The sequence below is a fragment of the Cupriavidus phytohabitans genome, from assembly GCF_017815025.1.
In the GTDB taxonomy this organism is placed as follows: Bacteria; Pseudomonadota; Gammaproteobacteria; order Burkholderiales; family Burkholderiaceae; genus Cupriavidus.
Genome location: NZ_JAGIQB010000031.1, coordinates 1 through 12,488, shown reverse-complemented (window position 1 = coordinate 12,488; position 12,488 = coordinate 1). Strand labels below are relative to the sequence as shown.

Here is a 12,488-nt window from a genome sequence, read left to right as displayed (position 1 = left end):
GCGACGGCTACGCGCCATCAGCTCTCGGCCTTCACGCCGGCGTCCTTCACGACCTTGGCCCACTTGGTGGACTCGGACGCGATGAAGGCGCCGAACTGCTGGTTCGTGCCGCCGGAATCCTCGGCGCCAAAGCTCTTGAGCCTCTCGGCCACGTCGGGCATCGCCAGCGCGCGGTTGACGTCCGCGTTCATGCGCTGCACCAGCGCCGCCGGCATGCCCTTGGGTCCCACCAAGCCGTACCACGATGCCGCGTCCAGTCCAGGAAAGCCCGACTCCGCCAGCGTCGGCACATTGGGATGGCTGGCCGCGCGCTTCAGGCGGGTCTGCGCGATGGCAATCACCTTGCCCTGCTGGATGAACGGCGTGGCGGCTGTCATCGTGTCGAAGGCATAGTCGATCTGCCCGCCCATCAGGTCCGCCACCAGCGGGCCCGAGCCCTTGTACGGCACGTGCACCACATCGATCCTGGCTTGCATCCGGAACAGCTCCAGCGCCAGATGCTGCGCCGAGCCGATGCCGGACGAACCGAAGGAAATCTTGCCCGGGTTCTTCCGGCACAGCGCCACGATGTCCGAAACCGTCCGCACCTTCTGTTCCGGACGGCAGGTCAGCATATTGGGCGTGACGCCCACCATCGAAATCGGCGTGAAATCCGCGCGCGGGTCGTACTTGACGTCCAGCAGCGCCGGGGCGATTGCATGGCTGTTGACATGCGCCATCAGCAGCGTGGCGCCAATACCAGCGTGGTGGTGGAGAACAAGCCTGGCGCAACCGGCGCGATCGCCGCGGCCTATGTGGCCAAGCAGCCGCCGGATTCCACATGACCCCGAGCTTCTGCCCGATCACGCGCGCCAGCACGTCCGTGCCGCCGCCGGGGGCAAAACCCACGACGATGCGCACCGGCCCTTGCACGTCAGCGGCGGCGCGCGCCAGGCCGGGCATCGCCAGTCCGGCCGCCGCGGCCAGGATGAATTGTCTGCGCTGCATTGCGTGTCTCCGTAGTACTAATCGTTATGGAGCCATCATCCGCAATGCGCGCGCCGCGGGCTATCGCTATTTTTGGGATTCTGGTTTCGCGTTTTGCGCAAGCACTTCCAGCACGCTGAGCGCGGCGGAGGAAAGTGCGCCATGGGGCCGGTGGCAAAGCACGAATTGCCGTTTCGCCCAAGGCTCGGCAATGGGCAATCGCACGAAGCGGCTACCGGCTGCGACCTCGCCGGCGATCGCCTCCGGCATGACCCCGGCGCCCAGGTTCTGCGCCACCAGGGCCGCGATGCTGTCGAAGCCGCCGACCCGCATGCGCATATGGAGCACGCGGCCGGCCTCCTCGGCCAGACGCTCCAGGCCGATCGAGATGGCCGAGCTTTCGCCGAGGACGATCAGGTCGCAGTCCAGCACATCCTCGGTCGTGACCTGCTTGCGCCGCGCCAGCGCATGGCCGCGCGCCACCACCAGGACCAGCCGGTCATCGCGATACGGCTCGGTCGGCAGGTCGATCACGCCCAGGCTGCCTTCATAGATGCCGATGTCCACGGTGCCCCGGCGCAACGACTGCTGGACTTCCTGGCTGTTCATTTCCTGCAGGTCGATGCGGACACCGGGGCAGGTGGTGTTGCAGCGCTGGATGTCGAAGGGAAGGAACTGGATGACCGCCGATTTCGGCGCCGCCACCCGCACCACGCCCAGGTCGCCGCCGACGAAAGAGGCGGCATCGTCCTGCATGCGCTGGACGGTATAGGTGATGCCGCGGGCGTGGGCCAGCAGTGCGCGGCCGGCTTCGGTCAGGGCCATGCCGTGCGGGAGGCGTTCAAAGACGGAGACGCCGAGCTGGGATTCGAGTTCGAGGATGCGTCTGGACGCCGCTGCGGCCGCCAGATGCACCCGTTCCGCGCCGCGGGTGATGCTGCCCTGGTCGGCTACGGCGATGAAGAGCTGGATCGTGGTCAGGTCGAAATGCAGGCGCGGCGCGCGGATGGGTGCGGAGGACGTCACGATGGTCGGCGCTAAGTGGGCGTCGTTGGGGGCGAGCTACCGTTCGAGCGCAAGGAATCCGGTTTCGAAGTGCCTTGGAATGCTCTACCGCAGGCTGCGCCATTCTCCACTCATGAAGCGGTGTCAGCAAGCGGGATTCTCCCGCGAAACCGTGCCGGGATATCAGGCAGGGCCGGCGAGCAAACGGCGATTCGGGGTTGCCTCCGCTGCCCGCGTGTTGCCGGACGGGGGTCTTTGTACGGTTTTGTATTACGCCCCGCCAACGCAGTCAGTCGTATCCAGCTCCCCGCGACACCCCGCCCAGCGAAAGCAACTCCATCCGCGCAATATCGAAGCGCGCACACTCTGCCTTGAGCCACGAAGAGAAAATGGTCACGCGGCGGTCCTCCGGATTACGAGAAAGCAGCATGTAGCGCGCCGGCGCGCGTACATGCTTGCCGAAGACATCCACCAGCCGTCCGCTCCTGAGCTCGTCATAGACCAACGCCGTACGTCCCATCGCCACCCCCTGGTGGTTCAGCGCCGCGCTGATCGCAAGGCTCGACAGATTGAATTGCGGCCCCTCCAGCTGCGCAATCCATGCCGGGTGAAAGGCCTCAAGCCATATGCGCCATTCCACGAACTCGGCTGCGCCGACCCACGGCGATGCGTCATGCAGCAACACGACGCCGTCGAGCGACACCCCGCCAGATAGCCCAGGGTGCTGGGCGAGGTACTCGGGCGTGGCCACCGGAATCAGGAACTCGTCTAGCAATACGTCGGCATGCATTTGGCTGTAGCGGACCGGGTCATAACGCACTGCCACGTCAATGTCGTCCGCCTCCATCGATTGCCTGTCCAGGGCCTGGAACTCGGCTTTCAGGCGCACGGACACATCCGGCTGCTCGCGGTGGAACTCGGTCAGGCGCGGCATCAGCCATTGCAGCGCAAACGACGGCAGGCAATTGACCTGCAACGGCGCGTTTGGCAGGCCGAGCCGCTGGATCGTCTGCTGGATGTCATGCAGTGCGCGCGTCGTCGTCTCGAACAGTGCCTCGCCCTTTGGCGTCAGTTTCAGGTTGCGCGGCTGCCGCACGAAGAGCATGTAGCCGAGGCGGTCTTCCAGATGGCGTATCTGCTGGCTCACCGCGCTTTGGGTGAGGCTCAGCGATTCGGCGGCCTTGGTGAAGCTCAGCAGGCGTCCCGCGGCTTCGAAACACCGCAGCGCGCCGAGAACGGAGGAGTCGAGCATTTGGATTAGCCTGGCTAATACATACGTTAGAAACCATCGCTATTCTTGCACAGCTGCAGCGCCTACGATCATGGCTCATAAGGCATTCCTCGGAAAACGACTTGATGACCACCCTGCCGCTGCCCACAGAACTATTAGCACGACTTCAATCGAAACGACCGCTGCTTTGGCTGAATCCGAGGCTGGGACAACCCCTGCCGGCTTCCGCCCCATCGACAGAACTGATCGAGGCAGCCGAGGCACGTCTTGCGCGCTGCGCACCGCTCATGGCGACGCTGTTTCCCGAACTGGCGTCAAGCGCTGGGCAAGTGGAATCGCAATTGATGCCTGCCACCGCGCTCCAGCACTCGCTCATTGGCAACGAGGGCGCCGAAGGCGCCTGGTTTATCAAGCGAGACGACGAACTGCCGATTGCCGGCTCCATCAAGGCACGCGGCGGCTTTCACGAAGTGCTGGCGATTGCCGAGTCCATCGCAATCGAGCACGGCATCCTCGACCCCGACGGTGACCGCCGCGTACTGGCAACGGCGGAAGCGCGCGCGCTGTTCTCGCAATACTCGGTCACGGTCGGCAGCACCGGCAACCTGGGCCTGAGCATCGGCGTCATGGCGGCGGCGCTCGGATTCGATGCGGTTGTGCATATGTCCGCGGACGCCAAGACGTGGAAGAAGGACCGCCTGCGCAAGCGCGGCGTGCGCGTCGTGGAACATGAGGGCGACTACGCGGATGCCGTTGCAGCAGGCCGGGAGCAGGCGTTGGCGGCGCCGCGCTGCCATTTCGTTGATGACGAACGCTCCGCCCTGCTCTTCCTTGGGTACGCGGCCGCAGCCCGTCACCTGGCGCGCCAGCTGGCCGAGGCCGGCCGCGTCGTGGATGCCGCGCATCCGCTCTTCGTCTATCTCCCCTGCGGCGTCGGCGGCGCCCCCGGTGGCATCACTTACGGGCTCAAGGCACTGTTCGGCGAACATGTGCACTGCTTCTTTGCCGAGCCCGTGGCCTCGCCGTGCGTACTGGTGCAGTTGGCCTCGGGTGCGGACGCGCCCGTATCCGTCTACGACATCGGCCTGGATAACCGGACCGACGCCGATGGCCTCGCAGTCGGCCAGGCATCCCATCTGGTCAGCCCGTTGATGGCTTCCCAGCTCGCCGGCGTGTTCACCGTCCCCGACGATCAGCTCTACGTTCAGTTGCTCGCGCTCAAGACGTCGATGGGCGTGGAAGTCGAGCCTTCAGCGGCGGCCGGCATCGGCGGTCCGGGCTGGCTGCGGGACTCGCCCGAAGGTCAGGCGTATGTGCGTGATCACGGGCTCGACATGCGCGATGCAACGCATGTGATCTGGGCCACCGGCGGCTCGCTTGTTCCTTCCGAAGAGCTTTGCCGGTTCCAGGACTACGCGGCAACGCTGGCCGGCGATGCGTCCGGCGCGATGCAACAGGTAGCCTGAATCTTTCATCGTCGCCCCCAATAAAAACAAGGAGGCTTTCATGGAGCAGCACGCCACGCTTTCGCCCGATGTTCAGGGGCGACCTGACACCTACGCATTTGCAGACGCCACCTACCGCAAGGTCGCCCTGCGCTTCATCCCGTTCCTGATGCTGTGCTACGTCGTCGCGTATCTCGATCGCGTGAACATCGGCATCGCCAAGCTCAACATGCTGTCCGACCTGCAATTCAGCGAGGCGGCCTACGGGCTCGGCGCAGGGCTGTTCTTTATCGGCTACATGCTGTTCGAGGTACCGAGCAACCTCATCATGCATCGTGTCGGCGCGCGACGCTGGATTGCCCGGATCATGATCTCGTGGGGCCTGCTCTCGGGCGTCATGGCATTTGTCACGACGCCGTGGCAGTTCTACACGGTGCGCTTCCTGCTCGGCGTCGCCGAAGCCGGCTTCTATCCCGGCGTGATCCTCTACCTGACCTACTGGTTCCCGAATCGTCGCCGCGCCAAGGTCACGGCCATCTTTCAGGCGGGTATTCCCATCGCCGGCCTGCTCGGCAGCCCTTTGTCGGGCTGGATCCTGGAACGCTTTCACCTGGTAGGAGGTCACGCCGGCTGGCAATGGGTGTTCGTGCTCGAAGCCCTGCCAACGCTCCCGCTGGCCATCGGCGTGCTGTGGATCCTGACGGATCGCGTCAAGGACGCCAAATGGCTGACACCAGCGCAGCGCCAGCTGATCGAGAACGATATCGCGCAGGATGACCATGGCCGCGAGCACATGCCGCTGACCGGCATTCTGCGCGACATACGGATCTGCAAGATCATCCTGATGACGTTTCCGGCGATGATGGCGTTGTACACGCTCGGCTTTTACCTGCCCACGCTGATCAAGGACGCAGGGGCGGTCAGTGGCGTGCAGATCGGCCTGCTCAGCGCGATTCCGTACTGCGTGGCCGTGGTAGCCATGGTGCTGGTGGGGCGGAGTTCGGATCGGCATGGAGAGCGTCGCTGGCACCTTGCCGGCATCATGCTGGTGGGCGCTTTCGGGCTCGTGGCGAGCGTCTTCGCGGGGCAGAATCTCGTGCTCGCCGTGTTCTCGCTGTCGATCGCGGCGGCAGGGATCATCAGCTTTTCGCCGATCATGTGGACGTTGCCGACGGCATTCCTCGGCGGAGCCACTGCTGCGGCGTGCATCGGCGCGATCAACAGCCTTGCGAACCTTGGCGGCTTCGTCAGCCCGTACCTGATCGGCTGGATCCGCGATACGTACCACAGCACCGCCCCGGCCATCTTCATCATCGCCGGCGCACTTGTCGCCGGCGCCCTGATCGCCCTAAGCTTCGATCCAAAGAAGGTCAACCGCTGATCGCGCGCAAAACCTACATCCCGGAGGCATTCCCGTGACTTCAGACCAATCGCCCGTCCGCCTGGCCGTTGCCGGACTCATCCATGAGACCAACACGTACGCCGCCGAATTCGCGGGCATGACGTCACTGCGCGCATTCGAGCAGTTTCGGGGCGACGAAATCCTGGCGGCGTTCGACAAATCGAATCATCAGGTGGGCGGCTTTATCGAAGGCGCACGCAAGACCGGCGCCACGCTCGTTCCCACCTACGTCGGGCAGGCGACGCCATCGGGCACGATCGAAGCCGGCGCGTATGCCGCCATGAAGCAAGACATCCTCGATGGCATTCGCGCCGCGCTGCCGGTTGATGGCGTGCTACTGGCCCTGCATGGCGCCGGTGTCGCCGACGGCACCGAGGACATCGAAGGCGATCTGGCGCTTTCCGTTCGTGCGCTGGTCGGGCCAGGTGTCCCGATTGCCGCGGTCTACGATTTGCACGGCAACATGACGGACGCGATGCGCGATGCTTGCAACTTGACGTTGCCGTGCAAGCTGTATCCGCATACGGACTTCCATGAACGGGGCGTCGAAGCGGTCGAGTTGCTGCTTGAGATGATTGGGGGAAGGCTCACGCCGGTCACCGCGACGCGAAGCCTGCCGATGCTGCCGTACATCGTGACGACACAGGACGGGTTCATCCCGGCGGAGGTCAATGACGTTTGCCAGAAACTGGCCGCCCAGCCGGGCGTAATCGACTGCTCGTGGTTCCACGGCTTCCCCTACGCGGATATCGCGGCGCCCTGCCCGGTGGTCGTGTGTACCACGACCGGAGACGCCGCGCTCGCGCAGCGCTGCGCCGACGAAGTCGCGCAATGGATCTGGTCGCATCGCGAGGAATTCCGTCCGACGTTTCCGTCACCGGCACAGGGCATCGCCCTTGCCTTGTCGGCGGGAGAGGGTCCGGTTGTCGTCAACGAGTACGCAGACAACCCTGGTGGCGGCACGCCCGGAGACGGCACGCATTTGCTTCGTGCGTTACTGGATGCCGGTCCGCCCGCCGGTACGTGCTGTTTCGCATCGATCAACGACGCGGCCGTGGTTGCAGAGGCACAGTGCGCGGGTGTCGGGGCTATGATCAGGGTCTCCCTGGGCGGCAAGCAAGGCCGCTTTCAGGGCGCGCCGATCGATGCCGACGCCTATGTGAAATGCATCACGGATGGTCGGTTCGTGAATCGGCCTGGCTCGATGTTTGAAGGGGTTCGGTTCGACCTGGGGGCGATGTGTCGGCTGATCATCGGTGGGGTCGATGTCATCGTGGCTTCGCGGGCCGAGCAGATCTTTGATGTCGAGCCGTTTGCGCTGCATGGGTTGGATGTCACTGGGTACAAGGTCGTGGCGATCAAGGGGGCCAATCACTTCCGTGCTGGCTATCGGACGGTTGCTAAGCAAGTCATTTCCGTCGACAGTGAAGGCTTGAGTACGGCTGCGATTGCGTCGTTTCCGCGTGAAAGGCTCGTCGGGGAGTTTTGGCCTTTGTGCGACGATGTGCGGTTTAATGGCGGTGCCGAAGTCTTATGACAGAAGCACGCTTGATAGGTCTGGCCGGCCGGAACCAGACGTGGCCCTTGAACGCGCCCGCGCGCAATATCGATCTGTATCCTGACGGCGCTCTGCCGTGACGCCGTGCTCCGTTCGGAAGCACTGCGCAGGCCTGGCTAAACCCGATGGGGATGGCCCGCGCCGCGTGGATCAGCGGTTGATGCGTATAGAACAACGACATCCCAGCCAATGAACCGCATCGGGGTAAGGTTCTCGCTATCGAACGTTCTGGATTGCATATGGCCGCCCTCTCCATCAGCCTTTAGGGAAACGCTGATCAATGAGGTCGGCGAGCAGCGATGCAGGTAAGCCCGACCTTGGCTTTTGTGATGTGAGAGAAGAAGGCCGCTTCCGGCCAGTATTTGCCTCGCTTCGCACCTTTCGTGCGCACTTTGTGCGCTCAGGACGGATTGCTCCCCTGGGTAGCTAACAGCCGTTTCCTGGCGAGCGCCAGATTCGCCAGACCAAACAGGCTGAACAACTGCGCCGTGTTCTTGGCCAGGCCTTTGTAGCGAACCTTGCGATGACCGAACAGATTCTTTATGACATGGAACGGATGCTCGACCCGCGCCCGGATCTGGGCCTTGGTCCGCTCGACCGCGATCATCAAGTCCTTGAAAGCGCCATCACGCATCGCCTTGATCTTGCCGCGCTTGACGGCTACCTGCCATTTCACGGACTTGCCTTGCATCTCGTCGCGCTTCTCTACGCCCGTGTAGCCTGCGTCACCAAATGCATGGTCTTCGTGGCCATGCAGCAAAGCATGCGCTTGCGACACGTCCGACTCGTTGGCCGCTGTTCCAACCACGCTGTGCACCAGCCCAGACGCCGCATCAACGCCGACGTGCGCTTTCATGCCAAAGCTCCACTCGTTGCCCTTCTTGGTCTGATGCATCTCCGGGTCGCGGCTCTTCTGCTTGTTCTTGGTCGACGGTGGCGCCTCGATAATGGTGGCATCCACAATCGTGCCTTCCTTCATCATCAGCCCACGCTCGCACAGCATGATGCCGATCTCGTCGAACAGCTTTCGCGTCAGTTCATGTTCGACGAGCATGCGGCGAAACTTCAGCAGCGTCGTCGCATCCGGCACTGCTTCGACCGCCAGGTCGATCCCGGCAAACGCGCGCATTGCCATGCTGTCGTACAGCGCGTCTTCCAGCGCTTCGTCAGACAGTCCATACCACTGCTGCAGGAAGTAAATTCGCAGCATCCGCTCCAGCCCGATCGGCGGCCGCCCGCGTTTGCCCTTGGGGTAGTACGGCTCGACTGCAGCTATCAGTCGCGACCAAGGCACAACGTTTTCCATCTCGGTCAGGAAGCGCTGACGGCGCGTCACCCGCTTCTTGCCGTGGCTTTCTGCTTCCGCAAAACTGATCTGTCGCTTCATCACCGGACTATGAATCATGGGATGCCTATGACAACGCACTTACTCACTGCCGCGATGACTCGCGCACTGATTTAATCAGCGTTTCCTTAGCACGCGGTACTGTACGTAGCAGTCCCCGCAGGCGTACTGCATGTAGATAACATCAATCGTTACGTTCTCGTCGGACAGGCTAAAGGCGTACACAAAGACAAAAGAAATCCCGACCAGCAATGCAAGAAAATGAGTGACGACTGCGCGAAGGACAGGTTTCATTTCGCCAACTCGCTCTCGTCCAGAGCGCCTGCCTTCTTGGTCCTTATCAGGAGCTTACCGCCCCTGTATATCGCCCGCCCCAAATGCCTGTAATCCTGGTCCGGAATTTCCGTCTTATCCCCATTGATCCGCGGATCGGTGCCCGTCGTGTGCCCAATCACGACGGACTTCGTCTTTCCAGCCTCAAAGAGGTACTTCGAGAAATCGGCCAGGATGTTGTCCGATCGGGCTGCGGTCTGGCACCCGTGGATCTCCACCTTGGTGTCTTCGGTGAAATTACCGAACTTTAGCTTCCTGAGATGCGCACGAGAGAATGAGTCGTTGTGGAAGATATAGCGATACAGCCTGATATTGTTCAAAAAGCTGACACCCTTGTCATTTCTGACGGTGACCATGAAGAAGTTGTCCGGTCCCCCATGCGTGAAGATGTCCAGCGACCGGATACTGTTTGGCTTCTGATCGTTGATCTCGAGAATCAGTGACTGCAGCGACCGCAATCTCTTGTTGATTATCACGTACTTGTTCTTGTCATCTCTCTTGTAGTTTTTGGCATGGCGGCCATCTGGAAGGCTGAATTGTCGCTCTGCGCATAGGCCCCACCCCACAACAGTAAGCGGACTTTTCGATCATATTGAACCGTGTGAACGGAGTCCTTGGTTGTGTTTGTCCGTGCCTTCTGGCCTTTCAGATTGCCGCTCATGCTTTCCCCTCCATCCGTATTTCTGCGTCGTCGCCCAAATAGAGGGTGAGCATCTCCGGCCTCTCTGTACTCACCCGCTCACAACGTCCATCAGCGTCCGTGTAGCCGCGGTACGTGGCATCGTCTGAGGTCTCTATGTAGTAAGCGAGGCATGCTATCGGTGCGTGGGTGTTGCCGTCGACAACTCGCACCTGTTCGTCGTAGGTATCGCCAGCGGCTTCTTCAGATTCTGTGGCCCCGGTGATCTTGGAGTGAGGAGATGGGGACGAAGAGCCTGCACCTCGGCGGTTGACTTCGACGGTGAAATTCCCTTGCGACGGAAGCACGATTGGATGGGTTGAACATCCGCAGTACACCCGCGCACCACTGACCAGAATCTGCTTGCCCTCGAAATCAAAGGCCGGGTAGCAATCATTCCTTACCTCACCGCCCGACTTGCAGGCAGGGCAGGACGCGTAGTCGCCCTCCACACCGACCGTCGTCCCATGGTGAAAGACACTCCGCCCGGTTGCGATCAGGATGCCGACCGTGCTTGTCTTGTCACCGTTCTTCAATGGATAGCGAATATCAGCCACGTAGATCTCCGATCCCTGACATGCGTTGGAACGGAAAGCTATACGTGACGCCGCTGCAGGATGTCTTTATAGCAAATCCGAAAATTGGTTGGAAATATCTGCAATTCCGTGCGCCGATGGGGCCCGCCTGGCTCTTCACGATGCCCGGTCATGCGACGAGATGCAGTTCGACGCCAGCGCCCGCAACTCCCGCGCCATAGCAGGCGCCACCTGACTGGCGCAACGGGCAAGATTAACTTGCATGGCCGTCGGCGACGTCCAAAAGCATCGGGTCAATGCTGTAATCCCGCTGATCCAGCCATACAAGCAGATCCAGCAAGTGCCACAGTGTGGTGCTGCCTTCATGCACCGGCGCCGGGAAAAACTCGGGATAGCCGATCATCAGCTTGGCATGTTCTGGCGGGACATGCCGACGCATCGGCGATATCGGTGAGCCCCACCATCATCGAGAGCCCGCCTGTGTCGCACGGCATCACCTGACATCCAGAACCAAGAATCTTTCGCTGCGCCGCAGCCTACCTCTCCCCGAGGGCTAGCCAAATCGCGAAGGATCGAAAATTTCTCCTGTGATCTTCCGAATTCTCTGAACACGCTCTTCTAATCGCGCACCTATACCTATAAGCAGACGGTCGCCATCACCTTGGCAAAACCGCATGAGCCAATCCAAAAAAGAGGGGAAAGAAGTTACCTGATGTTACGTTGATTAAGTTAAACCGTAAGGAGATCAACATGAAACCGAATCACGAAATCAATGAAATTCTTGAATGCGATGATTTCGAGGATATCAACGCCACCGATAGCACGCAAGGTAAAGCGGGCGGCGCTATTCTCGAAAGTATTTCGTGGGTATACCAATTTTAACTAGATGCTCCCATGCCCCCAGAGGTAAGCACAAGAATCCTGTGGCAGTAACGTCGCGAACGAAATGCACGCGCTGGCCTAAGTGAATCCGTTGTGCCTGCCTCGCGGGGGCAGCTCCACCCACCCTTCGTTCGATAGTGAAATGCAAGATAACATTCGATTCGCTTGGTTCGAAGATCAACTGATCCTCTTGAATATAGCCGGGGACACATACACGGTATTGTCGGCGGAACACTCAAGGAAACTGTTACTTCATGCCAGGACCGTCGCAGAAAGAACCGCTGATTTCGGGATATTTTGCACGCAGCTATCTGATTTCGCGATTGAATCCATTACCAGCAACCGACGCATTCATTACACCGGCGTTTCCCAGAACTGTTGGCGTTTAATGAAGCAAGATGTTTCGACTCCACACTGTACGACCCTTGTCCTGCTAGCATTGCGTGCTTTGCATCTGGTGCATCAACGTTCGGCAGTAAGGCGTCTCGCCGGATTGAAGCAGCTTATTGAGCGTGCACAAGTCCGCCGAGAACTCACACCCAAATGCGAACTTGGTGAGCTGGTTAGGGCCTTGAATGCGGCCTGCATGCTTTACTACCGAAAGACGAAGTGCCTTGAGTGGTCAGGCGCATTGGCTCTGGTGGGTTATCGCTTTGGGTACGATCTTCGCCTGATCGTTGGGGTGCAGAATCGCCCCTTCTACGCGCATGCCTGGATTGAACATGAAGGGCATACCGTCGGCGACGACCCCGATCTACGCAAGCAGCTTGCTGTCATCCTCGAGATCAACTGACTAGCCGGGGAGGCATATGATCTTCGCGAAATTGCAGCCCATGCCTTCAAGTGCCATGGAGATACGCTCGGGTGCGCGCACATGGTCGAACAACGGCGAGCACGTCGCGGAGATTTCATCTGAGCAGGGCGCACTTGTCGCTTTTGGGGAAACCATTGAAGCATCCTGGCTGGTTGCGGGTCAGGTCTTCTGTCTGGAAAGCGGGGTCCCCGCATCTCCGGCAAGGGTAGCTGAGCTCATGTGGTTATACACAATTGTCCCCGTCGTCGACGGCTCGTAAGCCTCGCAGTGTCTTCGCCGCGACATGAACTTC

13 protein-coding genes and 1 pseudogene are annotated in these 12,488 nt (G+C 61.0%); 6 read left to right on the top strand and 8 right to left on the bottom strand.

What is annotated here, in order from left to right; all coding sequences use genetic code 11:
* Positions 1-17: 17 nt before the first annotated feature.
* The 3 genes and pseudogenes from J8I34_RS20855 to J8I34_RS20845 all read right to left on the bottom strand — a co-directional run bounded on the left by J8I34_RS20855 (position 18) and on the right by J8I34_RS20845 (position 3,223).
* Positions 18-987, bottom strand: a pseudogene (locus tag J8I34_RS20855) (Bug family tripartite tricarboxylate transporter substrate binding protein).
* A gap of 66 nt (positions 988-1,053) precedes the next feature.
* Positions 1,054-1,992 (bottom strand): LysR family transcriptional regulator, encoded by a 939-nt coding sequence (locus J8I34_RS20850; protein ID WP_029047906.1) that lies wholly within the window; start codon positions 1,990-1,992, stop codon positions 1,054-1,056.
* Positions 1,993-2,260: 268 nt separating this feature from the next.
* Positions 2,261-3,223 carry a LysR family transcriptional regulator gene (locus J8I34_RS20845; protein WP_209806878.1) on the bottom strand — a complete coding sequence of 321 codons (963 nt, stop codon included), beginning with the start codon at positions 3,221-3,223 and terminating at the stop codon, positions 2,261-2,263.
* 104 nt (positions 3,224-3,327) lie between these two features.
* On the opposite strand from J8I34_RS20845, the gene dsdA reads away from it, so the two are divergent.
* From dsdA to J8I34_RS20830, 3 genes are read left to right on the top strand one after another with little or no spacing between them, the layout of a single operon-like run.
* Positions 3,328-4,668 carry a D-serine ammonia-lyase gene (dsdA, locus tag J8I34_RS20840; RefSeq protein ID WP_209806911.1) on the top strand — a complete coding sequence of 447 codons (1,341 nt, stop codon included), beginning with the start codon at positions 3,328-3,330 and terminating at the stop codon, positions 4,666-4,668.
* A gap of 40 nt (positions 4,669-4,708) precedes the next feature.
* Positions 4,709-6,028, top strand: coding sequence for an MFS transporter (locus tag J8I34_RS20835; protein WP_209806877.1), 1,320 nt, complete (start codon positions 4,709-4,711; stop codon positions 6,026-6,028).
* Positions 6,029-6,062: 34 nt separating this feature from the next.
* Complete coding sequence (locus J8I34_RS20830; RefSeq protein ID WP_209806876.1) at positions 6,063-7,586, top strand: M81 family metallopeptidase; 1,524 nt, start codon at positions 6,063-6,065, stop codon at positions 7,584-7,586.
* Positions 7,587-8,007: 421 nt separating this feature from the next.
* Here J8I34_RS20830 and J8I34_RS20825 read toward each other — a convergent pair whose 3' ends face one another.
* From J8I34_RS20825 to J8I34_RS34800, 5 genes are all read right to left on the bottom strand, one after another.
* Positions 8,008-8,994 carry an IS5 family transposase gene (locus J8I34_RS20825; RefSeq protein ID WP_209806875.1) on the bottom strand — a complete coding sequence of 329 codons (987 nt, stop codon included), beginning with the start codon at positions 8,992-8,994 and terminating at the stop codon, positions 8,008-8,010.
* A gap of 248 nt (positions 8,995-9,242) precedes the next feature.
* Positions 9,243-9,761: a hypothetical protein gene (locus J8I34_RS20820; RefSeq protein WP_209806874.1), complete on the bottom strand. Its 519-nt coding sequence runs from the start codon at positions 9,759-9,761 to the stop codon at positions 9,243-9,245.
* Positions 9,758-9,946, bottom strand: a complete 189-nt coding sequence (locus tag J8I34_RS20815) for a hypothetical protein (RefSeq protein ID WP_156914395.1) — start codon at positions 9,944-9,946, stop codon at positions 9,758-9,760. Before J8I34_RS20815 ends, J8I34_RS20820 begins: the two co-directional genes overlap by 4 nt.
* Positions 9,943-10,521, bottom strand: coding sequence for a PAAR domain-containing protein (locus J8I34_RS20810; protein ID WP_209806873.1), 579 nt, complete (start codon positions 10,519-10,521; stop codon positions 9,943-9,945). The genes J8I34_RS20815 and J8I34_RS20810 overlap by 4 nt, the downstream gene beginning before the upstream one ends.
* Positions 10,522-10,753: 232 nt before the next feature.
* Positions 10,754-10,903, bottom strand: a complete 150-nt coding sequence (locus J8I34_RS34800; protein WP_245176038.1) for a hypothetical protein — start codon at positions 10,901-10,903, stop codon at positions 10,754-10,756.
* A gap of 347 nt (positions 10,904-11,250) precedes the next feature.
* On the opposite strand from J8I34_RS34800, the gene J8I34_RS35260 reads away from it, so the two are divergent.
* The 3 genes from J8I34_RS35260 to J8I34_RS20795 all read left to right on the top strand — a co-directional run bounded on the left by J8I34_RS35260 (position 11,251) and on the right by J8I34_RS20795 (position 12,455).
* Positions 11,251-11,382, top strand: coding sequence for a hypothetical protein (locus J8I34_RS35260; protein WP_255360116.1), 132 nt, complete (start codon positions 11,251-11,253; stop codon positions 11,380-11,382).
* Positions 11,383-11,524: 142 nt separating this feature from the next.
* The gene (locus tag J8I34_RS20800) at positions 11,525-12,175 is read left to right on the top strand and encodes a lasso peptide biosynthesis B2 protein (RefSeq protein ID WP_209806872.1); all 651 of its coding nucleotides are present in this window, start codon (positions 11,525-11,527) and stop codon (positions 12,173-12,175) included.
* Positions 12,176-12,191: 16 nt separating this feature from the next.
* Positions 12,192-12,455, top strand: a complete 264-nt coding sequence (locus J8I34_RS20795) for a hypothetical protein (RefSeq protein ID WP_209806871.1) — start codon at positions 12,192-12,194, stop codon at positions 12,453-12,455.
* Positions 12,456-12,488 lie beyond the last annotated feature (33 nt).